At 49.6% G+C, this 12884-nt stretch carries 13 protein-coding genes and 1 pseudogene; 2 read left to right on the top strand and 12 right to left on the bottom strand.

Annotated features, from left to right (window positions below; translation table 11 throughout):
- Positions 1 to 72: 72 nt before the first annotated feature.
- The 10 genes from A7090_RS24710 to A7090_RS24665 form a co-directional block, all read right to left on the bottom strand.
- Positions 73 to 699 carry a hypothetical protein gene (locus A7090_RS24710; protein ID WP_123056995.1) on the bottom strand — a complete coding sequence of 209 codons (627 nt, stop codon included), beginning with the start codon at positions 697 to 699 and terminating at the stop codon, positions 73 to 75.
- A 122-nt stretch (positions 700 to 821) separates the two neighbouring features.
- Entirely contained in the window at positions 822 to 1496 is a 675-nt protein-coding gene (locus tag A7090_RS24705) for a hypothetical protein (protein WP_105275839.1), read from the bottom strand.
- A gap of 60 nt (positions 1497 to 1556) precedes the next feature.
- On the bottom strand, positions 1557 to 2042 hold the full coding sequence (gene rraA, locus A7090_RS24700) for a ribonuclease E activity regulator RraA (RefSeq protein WP_097725515.1): 486 nt from the start codon (positions 2040 to 2042) through the stop codon (positions 1557 to 1559).
- Positions 2043 to 2134: 92 nt separating this feature from the next.
- The gene (menA, locus tag A7090_RS24695) at positions 2135 to 3061 is read right to left on the bottom strand and encodes a 1,4-dihydroxy-2-naphthoate polyprenyltransferase (RefSeq protein ID WP_105275838.1); all 927 of its coding nucleotides are present in this window, start codon (positions 3059 to 3061) and stop codon (positions 2135 to 2137) included.
- Between the two features lie 66 nt (positions 3062 to 3127).
- Positions 3128 to 4459 carry an HslU--HslV peptidase ATPase subunit gene (gene hslU, locus A7090_RS24690; protein WP_001293344.1) on the bottom strand — a complete coding sequence of 444 codons (1332 nt, stop codon included), beginning with the start codon at positions 4457 to 4459 and terminating at the stop codon, positions 3128 to 3130.
- A gap of 9 nt (positions 4460 to 4468) precedes the next feature.
- Entirely contained in the window at positions 4469 to 4999 is a 531-nt protein-coding gene (gene hslV / locus A7090_RS24685; protein ID WP_000208242.1) for an ATP-dependent protease subunit HslV, read from the bottom strand.
- Between the two features lie 92 nt (positions 5000 to 5091).
- The gene (gene ftsN, locus A7090_RS24680; RefSeq protein WP_105275837.1) at positions 5092 to 6045 is read right to left on the bottom strand and encodes a cell division protein FtsN; all 954 of its coding nucleotides are present in this window, start codon (positions 6043 to 6045) and stop codon (positions 5092 to 5094) included.
- 91 nt (positions 6046 to 6136) lie between these two features.
- Positions 6137 to 7162: a DNA-binding transcriptional regulator CytR gene (gene cytR, locus A7090_RS24675; RefSeq protein WP_105275836.1), complete on the bottom strand. Its 1026-nt coding sequence runs from the start codon at positions 7160 to 7162 to the stop codon at positions 6137 to 6139.
- A gap of 155 nt (positions 7163 to 7317) precedes the next feature.
- Positions 7318 to 9516 carry a primosomal protein N' gene (priA, locus tag A7090_RS24670; RefSeq protein WP_105275835.1) on the bottom strand — a complete coding sequence of 733 codons (2199 nt, stop codon included), beginning with the start codon at positions 9514 to 9516 and terminating at the stop codon, positions 7318 to 7320.
- Positions 9517 to 9696: 180 nt separating this feature from the next.
- Positions 9697 to 10281 (bottom strand): hypothetical protein, encoded by a 585-nt coding sequence (locus A7090_RS24665; protein ID WP_105275834.1) that lies wholly within the window; start codon positions 10279 to 10281, stop codon positions 9697 to 9699.
- Positions 10282 to 10618: 337 nt separating this feature from the next.
- Between A7090_RS24665 and rpmE the strand changes: the two genes are divergently transcribed.
- Entirely contained in the window at positions 10619 to 10831 is a 213-nt protein-coding gene (gene rpmE, locus A7090_RS24660) for a 50S ribosomal protein L31 (protein ID WP_000710769.1), read from the top strand.
- A gap of 224 nt (positions 10832 to 11055) precedes the next feature.
- Positions 11056 to 11250, top strand: a complete 195-nt coding sequence (locus A7090_RS24655; protein ID WP_105275833.1) for a hypothetical protein — start codon at positions 11056 to 11058, stop codon at positions 11248 to 11250.
- A gap of 164 nt (positions 11251 to 11414) precedes the next feature.
- Here the strand turns inward: A7090_RS24655 and A7090_RS24650 are convergent.
- Together A7090_RS24650 and A7090_RS24645 are read right to left on the bottom strand one after the other, a co-directional pair.
- Positions 11415 to 12719, bottom strand: a pseudogene (locus A7090_RS24650) (aryl-sulfate sulfotransferase); the annotation flags it as partial.
- Between the two features lie 31 nt (positions 12720 to 12750).
- Positions 12751 to 12884, bottom strand: a 134-nt coding sequence (locus A7090_RS24645) for a transposase domain-containing protein (RefSeq protein ID WP_135409442.1), incomplete at its 5' end; no start/stop codon positions are given.

Genomic DNA, 12884 nt, shown 5'->3' with positions numbered 1-12884 from the left:
CGGTGACCGCCTGAGCGATCACCTTTAATACAGTGGCAGTTACACAGAATTACTGACAGGCTCGCCTATTTTTTACTTCACTGCATTTTTAGCAGACAGCATAATCTCCATCGCCTGTTGGCGATATTTATCTGCCGTATCTGGCTCCATTAATGCAATGATCCCCACAGCCCTGGGGGTGTCTTCAAGATAAACACTGATGGTTCTCTTTTGCTGACCATCAAAATTTATCAACACGTCCTGATACCTACAGGTGAAATGTTTGGCATTACAGTCATGAAACTGGAAGGTTTCTTCATTGTATTGATCCTTGAGATTGTCTCGCTGCATCTTCTTTAACTCTTCCTGCGAGTCATCGGCGCTACGTCCTGCGGGAAAGCGGAAAGCAGAAATAAAGACGCTATTATCTTCACTTCTTATATCAATGGTTTTATCAGTACGAATGGCAATCGTTTTCCAGTGTCGGTTCGGGACAGTCACGGAAATCGCGGCATTCTCAAATGTATATTGCCATGGGGTGAGCATACGAAGCGTATTGCCGATATGGGACAAAAGCAGCGCGCCCAATACCCAGCAACATCCGCGAGTAAAACTGGCGAAGTTACGCGTTTTTTTAGCGAATGCGCACAGAATACCTGACACAAGCACGGGAAGTAATAACGGCCCAAGAAGTACTGAACCGATATACTCGCCAACCATGCCAGGATCTCCAGCAAGCAAGTTACTGTGCTGAAGATGACTCAGAAAAACAGTTATTATCCATAGTATTAATAAGATAACGTATCTCATATCAATCCCTTATTATTAACATGCACATCAGGTTATTGACGGGCAGAAAGCATCATTTTCATTACTTCTTCTTGATATTCGTCCAAATATTCTGGGTCGATAGCTGCGACCAGTTTTATCAAATTAGTGTTATCCAGTAGAGTCATGAAAATAGCATGTTTTACTTTACCATCACTCATTGTTTGCATTTCTTCCTGATAAGCACAGGTAAATCCCTGAACATCACAAACATGCATTTCTGCAGTTCCTTTTTGAGTCGCGGCAAGTTCCTCGATTGAATGCACACCGAGTTCATTTTGTGAGAAGGCAACAATAACTAAAATAGCACGGGCATCCCGGGTTACCAGGGTTGGCCCTTGTTTAACAACATTGAGAACCCACTGTTTGCTCGGAACCGTGACGGTGATAGCTGGCCCCGGGAAAGTATAATCCCATGTGCTGTGCCGTTCCCACACTGTATAGCTGCTATAGATAAGAAATAATCCCATAAACCAACAAGTGCCGCGAATAAAGCTGCGGCTGCTTCTTTTTTTTATCGTTATACAGATGATTGTGGCGGTAATAAATGATAAGGCAAGTGGGTTAAAAAATACGTTGGCAAAATATAAAATCATTTCACCAGTGTTGCCAGATAAAAGGAATTTGTAGCGAAAATGGTTAACAATAATAAGTAATAAATATATAAATAAAAGAATAATATTCTGCATGAATATGTCCATGTATAAAAAAGGGGAATTTAATTCCCCCTTTTAACGCATGGTAGATACTTATTCAATATCCAGCGGATCTTCAGAAAGAATAATCCCGGTATTGTCGGCATAGATATGGTCGCCGGAAAAGAAGGTGACACCGCCAAAGTTGACGCGGACATCACTTTCGCCAATGCCTTCACCTGCGGCACCGACCGGAATCGCCGCCATTGCCTGGATGCCGATATCCAGCTCTTCCAGATCATCTACCTGACGCACCGCGCCGTAAATGACCAGGCCTTCCCATTCATTTTGTACTGCCAGACGCGCCAGTTCAGCATCGACCAGTGCGCGACGAACAGAACCACCGCCATCGACGACAAGAACACGACCACGGCCATTCTGTTCGAGCAGATCGTACAGCAACCCGTTGTCCTCGAAACATTTTACCGTGATTATTTGTCCGCCAAATGACGCCCGTCCGCCAAAGTTGGAGAACAGTGGTTCCACGACGTTAACATCTTCTTGATAGATGTCACAAAGCTCGGAAGTATCGTATTTCATCGGCTTAACATTCAGTTGCTGCGAGAATTTTCAGTATATCGCGCTATGTAGGCTGTTGGCAAAATCATCAATTGTTAATTGATATTTGTCAGTTATGCTGCCCACTGGCTTAGGAATATCCCTAAAACAAACAGCAGGTTAGTCAGTAACGCTCCCTTGACAGTGCGTTCGAGCATCGGTCGCATCGCTGCCGGATCCATTTCACGCATCACATAACCGGCTTGTTTCACTAACAATGGCGTTGCCAACAGGAACAACCAGCCCCACATACTGTGTAGCGAAAAGAGATTAAACAGTGCCAGGCACACCAGAGACCCCATCAACAGGCAGGCATGGTAACGACGCGCGTTCACTTCACCTAAGCGCACCACTAGCGTGTTTTTGCCATTCTCGCGGTCGCTATTGATATCACGCAGGTTATTAATGTTCAGAACCGCTGTTGCCAGCAGGCCACAGGCGGTCGCCGGAAGGATCAGCGCCGGAATCAATGTATGAGCCTGTAAATACCAGCTCCCCATCACACTCAACCAGCCAAAGAAAACCAGTACGGAAATATCCCCCAGACCGATGTAACCATAAGGACGATTGCCCACGGTGTAGGTGATAGCGGCAATGATCGACAACCCGCCAAGGATCAGGAAACCGACAAAATCGGCCAGCGTATGGCACGCTACTGCAACCAGTGCCAGCCCGGAGAGACAGATGAGCACGACGGTAATAATGAGCGCCCGTTTCATCTCTTGCTGGGTAATGACTCCTTTTTGCATGCCGCGTAGCGGTCCAATGCGGTCAGGTTTATCGCTGCCTTTTACCGCATCGCCATAATCATTAGCGAGGTTAGAGAGAATTTGAAGCAGTCCGGCGGTAATCAGTGCCAGCAGGGCGACCAGCGGATCGAAGTGACCTTGCCACCATGCCAGCGCCGTCCCGACGATAATTGCAGCAAAGGCGAGGGGGAGAGTTTTAGGTCGTAAACTTTCCAGCCACGCCTGAGTTCGGCTAATTTGTTGTTCAGTCATAATACGCGCCAATAAAAATGGGGCCTTTCAGCCCCATCAAACAATGATGAAAATGATTGAACGCGATTATAGGATAAAACGGCTCAGATCTTCATCTGCCACCAACGCATCCAGATGTTTGCTCACATAATCTGCGTCAATAGTGATAGTTTGACCGCTTAAATCGCTGGCGTCGTAGGAGATTTCTTCCATCAAACGCTCCAGAACGGTATGTAAACGACGAGCACCGATGTTTTCGGTGGATTCGTTTACCTGCCATGCCGCTTCCGCGATGCGCTTAATACCGGAGTCGGTAAACTCGATATTTACGCCCTCAGTCGCCATCAGTGCTTTGTACTGCACGGTGATAGAGGCATTCGGCTCGGTCAGAATACGCTCGAAGTCGCTGGTGGTCAGTGCCTGTAGTTCAACGCGGATTGGCAGACGCCCCTGCAGTTCCGGGATCAGGTCAGACGGTTTCGCAATCTGAAACGCGCCAGAAGCGATAAACAAAATGTGGTCAGTTTTGACCATCCCGTGTTTGGTGGAAACGGTGCAACCTTCTACCAGCGGCAGCAGGTCACGCTGAACGCCTTCACGAGAAACATCCGGACCGGAAGACTCGCCGCGCTTACAGATTTTGTCGATTTCATCGATAAACACGATCCCGTGCTGCTCAACAGCGTCGATAGCGTCTTGCTTCAGCTCTTCCGGATTCACCAGTTTCGCCGCTTCTTCTTCAATCAGCAGCTTCATGGCGTCTTTAATTTTCAGCTTACGCGCTTTTTGTTTCTGACCGCCCAGGTTCTGGAACATGGACTGCAGCTGGCTGGTCATCTCTTCCATTCCCGGAGGCGCCATAATTTCAACGCCCATCGGTGCTGCGGCAAGATCGATCTCGATTTCTTTGTCATCAAGCTGGCCTTCACGCAGTTTTTTGCGGAATGCCTGACGAGCAGCGGACGGTTCCTGTTGCTGTTCGGTCTGTCCCCAGTTGTTTTTAGCAGGTGGGATCAGCACGTCGAGAATACGTTCTTCTGCCAGTTCTTCAGCGCGATAACGGTTTTTCTCGATAGCCTGGACGCGTACCATTTTCACGGCGGCATCGGTCAGATCGCGGATTATAGAATCCACTTCCTTACCGACATAGCCCACTTCGGTGAATTTGGTTGCTTCAACTTTGATGAACGGCGCGTTCGCCAGCTTAGCCAGACGACGGGCGATTTCAGTTTTACCGACACCGGTCGGGCCGATCATCAGGATATTTTTCGGGGTGACTTCATGGCGCAGCTCTTCGTTGAGCTGCATACGACGCCAGCGGTTACGCAGTGCAATCGCCACGGAACGCTTGGCGTTGTCCTGGCCGATGATGTGCTTATCCAGTTCGCTGACGATTTCGCGTGGGGTCATTTCAGACATAGGAGATCCTTACGCTTTGTAGCTTAATTCTTCGATGGTGTGGAAATGGTTGGTATAGATGCAAATGTCGCCTGCAATATCCAACGCCTTTTCAGCAATTTCACGGGCGCTAAGTTCAGTGTTTTCTAACAGCGCGCGCGCCGCAGCCTGAGCGTAAGGGCCGCCGGAGCCGATAGCAATAAGATCGTTTTCTGGCTGCACCACGTCACCGTTACCGGTGATGATAAGCGAAGCGGTTTCATCCGCGACAGCCAGCAGTGCTTCAAGTTTGCGCAACATGCGATCGGTACGCCAGTCTTTTGCCAGCTCAACGGCGGCTTTGACCAGATGGCCCTGATGCATTTCCAGTTTACGCTCAAACAGTTCGAACAGCGTAAAAGCATCCGCAGTACCGCCCGCAAAGCCCGCGATGACTTTGTCGTTGTACAGACGGCGGACCTTTTTCACGTTGCCTTTCATTACGGTATTGCCCAACGTGGCCTGACCATCACCAGCGATGACCACATGGCCGTTACGGCGTACGCTTACTATAGTTGTCACGAGCTGACCCCTTGGTTACGAATACAGAGTACAAACCCCGTACAAAAGTACGGGGCATAATGCAATTATAGATGGGGGAGATTTTGAGGGTTTCAACCCCCGGCGGCGAGCCGAATGCAGTTTGTATGACCCGCCATCTTCAAACGATTGAGAGTGCTGTCTGCGTTCTCTTTACCTTTCACCGGGCCAATGACCACACGATTCCAGCCATTGTTGGTGGTGATTTTCGAGTCAAAGCCTTCAAACGCCAGCTGAGCTCGTACCGTCTCTGCCTGTTCCGCGCCTCTGAACGAACCACACTGCACCATCCAGCGGCGTTCGTCTTTTTTCTCTGCCGTCGGTTTTGGCGCGTCAGCGGCACGAGCAACTGGCGCAGCTTGCTGCGGCTTCGACTGCGCGGTAGTGTGCGCAGGGGTTTGCAGCAGATCCTGGTACGGCTGCTGAGTAGACGCAGGTTTAGACTGGCGCGGTTGCGCCTGTACCGGCGTGGCTTGCGACGTCTGTGTCTGCTGCTGCCAGCTTTGTTCAGTCGTACGCGACTGCTGAGCCAGGCGTTGCTGTTCCGCTAATTGCTGTGCCTGGCGCTGTAGCGTTTGCTGACGCTGTTCCGGCGTCTGCTCATTCCACGGAACTTCAACCAATTGCGTTGGCTGCTGGCGCATATCAGCCTGCATTTGTTCAAGAAGCTGGCGTTGTTCTGGTGTCAGTTGCTCCGGCGTTTTCACTTCACCACCGGCAGAAGGTTCTGTGGGCGAACGCACACCCGGCTGGCGACTTTCCAGCTCTTTTATGTAGCGCCAGCGTTCTTCTGGTTTCGGTGGTAGTCCGTTTCCGGTCACTTTCTGGCTTTGCAGCGTCTCGGACTCTTCTTTCTTGTGATGCGTAATGAAGTACAGACCACCGATAAAGGTCACAAGAACGGCGGCAGCAATAGCGACCATTGCGGGAGAAACCGCAGGCAGATTTCGTTGCTTTTTTCGTGAGGTGCTCTTTTTTCGCCGCGAAGGTGCCGGTTGGCTGCGGCGTACATAATCTCGTTGTGCCACTATCGTTTCGCTGTATTTATTCGTTCGTCAGCCCGCCATGTTACTTAAGCGGCGGGCCTTTGACCAGTCACGGCAGTCTTAAAGGTTTATTTTAAGGTAACGCGCGCGTCGATCCCCGGATGATAAGTTCGCAGTCCATTAAACGAGAGCCACTACCAACGTGTTGCCCCTGCATTTGATCAAGCAATAACAGCATCGCTTCCCGACCGATTTCGTAACGCGGCTGCGCGATGGTTGTCAGCGGTGGATCACAAAATTGCGTCAGGTCGATGTTATCAAAACCAATTATGGACAGGTCTTCCGGGACGTTCAGTCCCTGACGTTTTGCCTGAGAAAGTGCGCCGAGCGCCATTATATCGCTATGGCAAAAGACAGCAGTAGGTGGTTGTGGAAGATCAAGCAGCTGTTGCATCGCTTTGCTTCCGGCTTCGAAGGTGAAGTCGCCACGGGCGATGTATTGCGGATCAACCATAATGCCGCAGCGACGCAGCGCCTGAACGTAGCCTTGCAGGCGGTAGTGACACAGCGGCATCTCTTCGGGACCGGCTATACAGCCAATCCGTTTATGCCCTTGTTCATATAAATAAATTACTGCATCAAATGCGGCGGTCAGATTGTCGATATGAACTGTAGGCAGCTCCAGTTCCGGTGCGAATTCGTTCGCCATCACCATCGGCGGCAGATTACGCTGTTCCTCAATGCTGGCATCAAATGGCAGCCTTGAACCCAGCAGCAACATGCCATCAATTTGCTTGGTGATGATCAAATCGATAAAAGTTTTTTCCTGCTGATTTTGATGCGCACAGTCGCCAATCAGCACCAGATATCCGTGATTTGCCGCCGTGACTTCGATACCGCGAATAATTTCGCTAAAGAAGGGATCGCAGATATCCGGGACAATCACCAGAATGGTGCGGGATTCATTACGCTTGACGTTGCGCCCCATAGGCTGCGGTAAATAACCTACTTCCCGGGCCGCTTTCTCAACCCGGTTACGGGTGGCCTGGGAGACTTTATCGGGATTCATTAATGCTCGGGAGACGGTCGCTGTAGAGACTTTTGCCTTCAGGGCAACGTCTTTCATGGTCGCGGCAGTTTCCTGCTTCTTCGCTTTCACACTCACTCCTCGCCTGGTACGTCAGGCGTACTACATCCATGTTTACTTCACATCGGCAACATTTTTAGCAGATAGTGCGTGAAAACGGTTACAGAATTTTCATGAAAAGTGTGATGAATATTGAATTTTTCGATCTGCCTCGCATCGTGAGCGGTTTAACCCTCAATCGGATCAACATCCAGCACCCATTTCACTTTGCGGGAATCCGGTATCGTATTGATGAGTGCCAGCGTACCGTTAATGATGTGCTGTAAGCGCACACGGGAAGGGTGTTGCAACAAAATTTGCCAGCGCCAGCGACCGCCACGTTTCGGAGCCAGCGCCGGAACCGGGCCGAGCACCCACAGTTTGTCGTCTGCCAGCGGGCTGGCGAGGATCAGATTACGCAGTTGTTGCAGGAACAGCGGCGCGTGCTGATTGTTGTGATCTTCCGCACGCACAATCACATGGCTGGTCCACGGCGGTAGCTGCATCATGCGTCGCTCAGCCAGCGCCTGTTCGGCAAAAGCGTCGTAGCCTTTATAGAGCAACGTTTGCAACAGCGGATGTTCCGGATGGTGCGTTTGCAGCACCACTTCGCCCTGTTTCCCCGCACGCCCGGCACGACCGGCGACCTGGGTGTAAAGCTGGGCGAAACGTTCTGCGGAACGAAAATCGGCAGAAAACAGTGCACCGTCCACGTCGAGTAACGCCACCAGCGTCACATCCGGAAAGTGGTGGCCTTTCGCCAGCATTTGTGTGCCAATCAAAATCCTCGCACCACCGCGATGTACTTCTGCCAGCTGTTGTTCCAGCGCGCCTTTACGGCTGGTGGTATCGCGGTCGATACGAGAAATGGGTACACCAGGGAACAGTGGCGCGAGCGTCTGTTCAAGCTGTTCGGTGCCAAGCCCCACGGGTACCAGGTGTGTGGAACCGCAGGAAGGGCACTGGCGCGGCACTGGACGCTGACTGTCACAGTGGTGGCAGCGCAGATGCTGTTGCGCCTGATGCAGCGTGTAGTAGTGATCGCAACGTGGACATTCGGCTATCCAGCCGCAGTCGTGGCACAGCAGCGCAGGCGCAAAACCCCGGCGATTAAGAAAGAGGATAACCTGATTGTTGGCCTGTAAATGCTGGCGCATACGGGTGATCAACGCCGGAGCCAGCCCCGCCTGCACCTTCTGACCTTTTAAATCCAGCACGTGTTGAATTGCCGGACGCGCATTCCCCGCCCGACGAGTCAGGCGCAGCAGGCGGTATTTTTTCTGCTGCACGTTGCATAACGTCTCCAGTGCGGGCGTTGCGGAGCCAAGAATAATCGGGATTTGCTCGCTGTGCGCGCGATACACTGCCAGATCGCGGGCATGGTAGCGCCAGCCTTCCTGCTGTTTGTAGGAACTGTCGTGCTCTTCATCAATGACAATCACACCGAGATTTTTAAACGGCGTAAACAGCGCGGAGCGAGTACCAATCACAATCGCCGCCTCGCCATTTTTCGCTTTCAACCACGCCGAAAGACGCTCGCTGTCGTTCAGGCCGGAATGCAGAACTTCCACTGGCGCATTAAACCGTTCACGAAAACGGGCGATAGTTTGCGGCGTCAGGCCGATTTCCGGCACCATCACCAGCGCCTGTTTGCCCTGAGCGAGCACGTTTTCCAGTACGCTGAGATAAACCTCCGTTTTACCGGAACCGGTAACGCCCGCCAGCAGCCAGGCAGAGAAGGTATCTGCCGCGCTATGGATGGCGCCAACGGCGGTGGCCTGTTCGGTATTTAATCGCAACCGCTCACCAGAAACGGCATAGTTTGTGCTCCAGTCGCTAAACTCTGGTGTTTCACTTGCTAACTCACACAGACCTTTTTTACGTAGCGCCTGCAACGCGGCATCATTAAATTCAAGTTCCGCGACTTGATCACGCCAGATTTTCCCTTGCCGCAATGCCGCCAGTGCCTGTTGTTGCTTTGGCGAGCGTTTCAGGCTGTTCAGATCCACCGCCTGGCCTTGTTCAGTGGCAAACCAATACCATATGGGCGCGTTCGCCGCAGGTCGCCCCTGGCGTAGTAAAATCGGCAAAGCATGAAACAATACATCGCCAATCGGATGATGATAGTAATCTGCCGCCCATAGCAGTAATCGCCAGACGGAGTGAGTAAATACCGGCTCAACGTCCAGCACTTCAACTATCGCTTTCAGCTCGTTGAGCGGCAGCTCACTGACATCGCTAACTGACACCACAACCCCGATGCGCACCTGCTGTTTGCCAAACGGCACGCGCACGCGACACCCGGCTTTAACCGTCATGCCTTCTGGCAGCAGATAGTCAAAGGTACGAGGAAGCGGAACGGGCAAGGCAACGTGAGCAACGGGCATGAGATCATCCTGACTTGAAACTCGGTGGGTTAATTAATTTGCCATAAACTATCGCTCAGTGATGAGCGGAGATATAAGACGGAAACCCATTAATTTACCAGATACTGATATGACTGACCGACTATATCAATGAGCCATAATTCTATTAAGAACTACAGCAGCATGTATCTTCTGTACTTGTCATACCTCAACTACATGCGGATCAAAATCTGGAACATTAAAGCAATCATTCCATTCAAGACGTGTCCACAATCCTGAGTTTTCAGCAATGAACAACAGTCGGCCATCGCAAAAAAGCGCTTCAAGTTCATAGCCATAAGGTCGTAACTGATTTTTGCCAACGGCAATCTGAAAATTAACCACGACAAAACGGACCGCTGTGCGATCCTGTACTGGCACTACAAGTGAATCGCACGCAAAAATCAAAGGCGATTGCGCCGCCAGAGGGGTGTGGCTTTTTTCCAAATACGCAGCTGTTTCTTGTAAGTCTGCTGCCATATCGTCGGAGTTCTGTGAGGGCATTCCGTCATTCTTCGGGCTGGTCGCTATCTGATGGGCCATATTACAAAGCCCAATCGCAAACCATTGCCGCATTTTTTGCGCATCTATGTGACAGAATTCATTCCATGCCGATAGCTGTTTAGGCGAAAAGTATGGTCGGCTTTGTTCTTCTACATCAAACCACATAGCGCAACGACCGCCTAATGAAGGGATGGCGATCGGCTTAACAGGTTGATATAAGCCATCGGCATAGACTCCATTCATAACACGTCTCCTGTAGCAGGATGATAGGATAACCAGATATGGATGGCATAATATTAACACCTGTACGCTGTCCCTCAACGAATTAAGAATCTGATAATGCCAGGGCTCCACTCAACCTCGCTCCTAATGCACAGCTGATTAAGCAAGAGGCATTGCCGTTACAGTGAAAGTCGTCATGTGATAGAAGAAGTGCGGATCAGTTTGCATACGCTGGTTAATTTCTGTATGATTCGGCGCCTTTGATACGAAATGATCGTGTCAAACTATACTTTAAACATCGCGTGGTGTCTGGCGTTAGGGCTGGAAGAGCGACGCGGCCTTAAACCGAGGTTTTCCCATGAAAAAAGATATTCACCCGAAATACGAAGAAATTACTGCTAGCTGCTCTTGCGGTAACGTAATGAAAATCCGCTCCACCGTTGGTCATGACCTGAACCTCGACGTGTGCAGCAAGTGCCACCCGTTCTTCACTGGCAAACAGCGTGATGTTGCTACCGGTGGCCGTGTTGACCGCTTCAACAAGCGTTTCAACATCCCGGGCAGCAAATAAGACCGGATTTCCGAAAAAAGCGCCGCAAGGCGCTTTTTTTGTGCCTGAATTTGCTTCTTTATAAATTCTGAAAAATTCCCGGGCGTTAACTCTTTCTTTGTTCTCATCCTTCATAGACGGTAGCGTTTTACTTTCTAATACTAAAACTAATGTGAAACTCCATGTTGAGAAAAATGACAATAACTTTTTTCTTACTTTTTCCTGTTTATGTTTATCCAGGAATCATGCCTTTAATTGATCTCGAAAGTGATTTAAAAACCGTTAAAAGTATCGATGACTGGTTTGCTAAAAATTACCAAACACATCAATATATGCAGAATAAAATAACTTCTGAACTTTATGCTTTTTATGGTGTAAAAGGTTCTGGTATATCCAGCTCTGGGTCAACGTCATTATCTAATAATACATGTATAAAATAAGATATTATTTACTCCATGCCTCCTGACTTCCAATATCAACCGGACGCTATATTTTTGCACCAAGGCTATATACAGACACATTACCACCCGTTGCACAAAAATTATCAAGTAATGACTTATATGCCTGGATTAATGCCCCCGGAATGGGGGCATTAATTTATGGGTTATTTTTTAAACATCAGTTCTGGCTCAATTACCAGCGCACGATAACCCAGCATACCAGCACGATTGCTATGCACTTTCATTTCCAGCATCACTTCCTGAGTACCGTCTTTAACTTCATCCAGGACAGATGTTAGCGGCGTCATCCCTGTCATACCCGCAGTCGCGGAGTACATAAACATGGTTTTGGTTTCAGGACGATATTCTGTTACAGAAGTGATAGCGCTGTACCAGTCAAATCCACGCTCTTTACCATATTCCCAGGTCTGTGAAACGGTCATATTTTTTTCATCAATCATATATTCTACACCTCGTGAATATTTCATTGATGGCATGGCCGGTTGCTCCATTCCTCGGGCATCGCCATTGTCAAATACGGTAACGACAGATTTACCCGCTGTACTCTTCGAAGGGACTAACCAACCTGTATGTTGCGTCCAGGTCCAGTCAAAGTTGCCTTCACATTTATGATTTTCACAGACTAGCGCTTTGCCAGCGCCATCAACCGGTTTCAGCACTTTTTTCGCCAGTTCGCCTTTCCAGCCGGTCGGATCAGACAAGATCCATTTCACCTTCTTATCGCGACCAATTTTGATTACTGCAGACTGATGACGAGAACTGATGATGATGCTGTCATCGCGCGGATCGTAACTGACGGAATTCACATGCGCCCAGTTACGACCAGGTCCAGAACCAGCGACATCACCAAACGGTTGTTTAGCAAGCTGTTCTTTGGTCATGACCTGACCTGAATGTTCAGAATCGACGCTAAGACAAACCGCACCCTGGTCCATGGCGAGGATGACATTGTCACGATATGGGTCAAGAATTTTAGGAAGATCCCAGTAATCGACAGTGTCGCCGTTTTGGTTAACTTCAAGGATATGGTCACGTACAGTATTGACCGTATATTTGTCATTCAACGGATAATTTTCTTTCGCAACGCGTAAAAGATAAGTGCCTTTAGGCGTTTCGGTAATTGCGTGCGAGAAGTCGATAAATCCTTTCGGTAAGCGTTTGTCTGAAATAACGCGCCCTAAGAAATCGTATTTAAAGTAACGCTGCCCTTGACCAAAAATAAGATTACCATCTTTAACCTGATGGAATCCCATCATCGAGCCAAAACGAGTAATGTCGTTCTGGTCCCGCAGTTTATCGATATTCATATAACCACGGACATCGCCATTGGTATCACTTATCCAGTTTATCCCAGTGTAGTCCCAGTTAGCTGCACCGCCGGACACATGCATAACATGTCCTGCTCTCGGCATTCCTGTCAGGTGGTTAAACAGATAGAGGCGATTCTTCGTAAGCGGCTCGTCAGAACCGTATTGATATTTACTGAGAGCTCAGATCAACTTTCCAGGGCAACAGATCGCGTACCCGGTTTGCCGGCCAGTCCTGGATATGTTCAATGACGTAGCGCAGCCACTTTTCTGGCTCCACATTGTTCAGACGGCATGTGCCGATCA

Origin of the sequence: Escherichia sp. MOD1-EC7003, from assembly GCF_002965065.1 — a bacterium.
GTDB lineage: Bacteria > Pseudomonadota > Gammaproteobacteria > Enterobacterales > Enterobacteriaceae > Escherichia.
This window is presented reverse-complemented; position numbering and strand designations above follow the sequence as displayed.

Coding starts and splice junctions, on each gene's coding strand:
- A7090_RS24710 (WP_123056995.1), bottom strand. CDS start 699: ATGGTTGGCGAGTATATCGGTTCAGTACTTCTTGGGCCGTTATTACTT.
- A7090_RS24705 (WP_105275839.1), bottom strand. CDS start 1,496: ATGCAGAATATTATTCTTTTATTTATATATTTATTACTTATTATTGTT.
- rraA (WP_097725515.1), bottom strand. CDS start 2,042: ATGAAATACGATACTTCCGAGCTTTGTGACATCTATCAAGAAGATGTT.
- menA (WP_105275838.1), bottom strand. CDS start 3,061: ATGACTGAACAACAAATTAGCCGAACTCAGGCGTGGCTGGAAAGTTTA.
- hslU (WP_001293344.1), bottom strand. CDS start 4,459: ATGTCTGAAATGACCCCACGCGAAATCGTCAGCGAACTGGATAAGCAC.
- priA (WP_105275835.1), bottom strand. CDS start 9,516: ATGCCCGTTGCTCACGTTGCCTTGCCCGTTCCGCTTCCTCGTACCTTT.
- A7090_RS24665 (WP_105275834.1), bottom strand. CDS start 10,281: ATGAATGGAGTCTATGCCGATGGCTTATATCAACCTGTTAAGCCGATC.
- rpmE (WP_000710769.1), top strand. CDS start 10,619: ATGAAAAAAGATATTCACCCGAAATACGAAGAAATTACTGCTAGCTGC.
- A7090_RS24655 (WP_105275833.1), top strand. CDS start 11,056: ATGCCTTTAATTGATCTCGAAAGTGATTTAAAAACCGTTAAAAGTATC.